The following is a 1370-nucleotide window of genomic DNA, read 5'->3' as shown; positions in this document are numbered from 1 at the left end:
CACCGAAAAACTGAAGTTCCTGGTCGCGCTGCGGCCGGGCGTGACGCTGCCGACTTTCGCCGCACGCCAGACCGCCGCCCTCGATCGCTTGAGCAATGGCCGCCTGCTGCTCAATGTCGTGGTCGGCGGCAACCCGACCGAGCTCGCCGGCGACGGCGTCTTCCTGCCGCATAACGAGCGCTATGCCCAGGCGCATGAATTCCTGACCATCTGGCGCGGCCTGGTGTCCGGCGAGCGGGTCAATTTCAACGGCAAATATTACCGCGTCGAAAATGGCCGCCTCGACCTTCTGCCGCACCAGGAACGGCCGCCGCTCTATTTCGGCGGATCGTCGGATGCCGGCCAGGACCTCGCCGCGGACCTCGTCGACATGTATCTGACCTGGGGCGAACCGCCGGCGCAGGTCGCCGAGAAGCTGGCCGCGGCGCGCGCAAAGGCGGCGCGGCGCGGCAGAAAACTGCGCTTCGGCATCCGGCTGCATTTCATCGTGCGCGAGACCGAGGACGAAGCCTGGCGCGCCGCCGACCGGCTGATCAGCCATGTCACCGACGCCCAGATCGAAAACGCGCAGGCGCGCTTCCTCAACCAGATGGATTCGGTCGGCCAGCGCCGCATGTCGGAGCTGCATGGCGGCCGCCGTGACAGGCTGGTGGTGTCGCCCAATCTGTGGGCCGGCGTCGGGCTGGTGCGCGGCGGCGCCGGCACGGCGCTGGTCGGCACGCCGGAACAGATCGCCGGGCGCATCCGCGAATACCAGGCGATCGGCATCGATACCATCATCGGCTCGGGCTATCCGCATCTCGAGGAGGCCTACCGCGTCGCCGAGCTTCTGTTTCCGAAGCTCGGGCTCGGCACCAGGCGGCAGCGGGCGCATGAGAACATCGCCAACGAATTCTCGGTCGGCTTCCATGGCGCCAACCGCCTGCAGGCTTCGTCATGAGCTTTTCCACGCGCCTGCATAGCAACGCCATCGGCTGGCTGCTGCCGGCGCTGATCATTGCCGGCTGGGAGATTGCCAGCCGCGCCGGCGTCATGCCGGCCAACGTGCTGCCGGCGCCCAGCGCGGTCGCCGAGGCCTTCTGGCGGCTGACGCTGTCGGGCGAACTGATCCGCAACATCGGCGTCTCGACCGCGCGCGCCCTTGCCGGCTTTGCCGTCGGTGGCTCCATCGGTTTTGCGCTTGGCCTTGCCAACGGGCTGTCGACGCTCAGCCGCGGCCTGACCGACACGACGCTGCAGATGATCCGCAACATTCCGCATCTGGCGCTGATCCCGCTGGTCATCCTGTGGTTCGGCATCGACGAGGAAGCCAAGCTGTTCCTGGTGGCGCTCGGCGTGTTCTTTCCGATCTACGTCAACACGCTGCTCGG

At 67.4% G+C, this 1370-nt stretch carries 1 protein-coding gene and 1 pseudogene; both read left to right on the top strand.

Annotated features, from left to right (window positions below):
• Nucleotides 1-940 (top strand): LLM class flavin-dependent oxidoreductase (locus tag EN994_RS31680; RefSeq protein WP_127308164.1); only part of this gene is annotated, 940 nt, incomplete at its 5' end.
• A pseudogene (locus EN994_RS31675) lies at nucleotides 937-1370 on the top strand (ABC transporter permease); the annotation flags it as partial. The gene EN994_RS31680 and the pseudogene EN994_RS31675, both read left to right, overlap by 4 nt.

This window comes from Mesorhizobium sp. M7A.F.Ca.CA.002.09.1.1 (assembly GCF_003998555.1).
Taxonomy (GTDB): domain Bacteria; phylum Pseudomonadota; class Alphaproteobacteria; order Rhizobiales; family Rhizobiaceae; genus Mesorhizobium; species Mesorhizobium ciceri.
The sequence above is the reverse complement of the archived record's forward strand: the minus strand, read 5'-3'. Positions and strand labels throughout refer to the sequence as shown.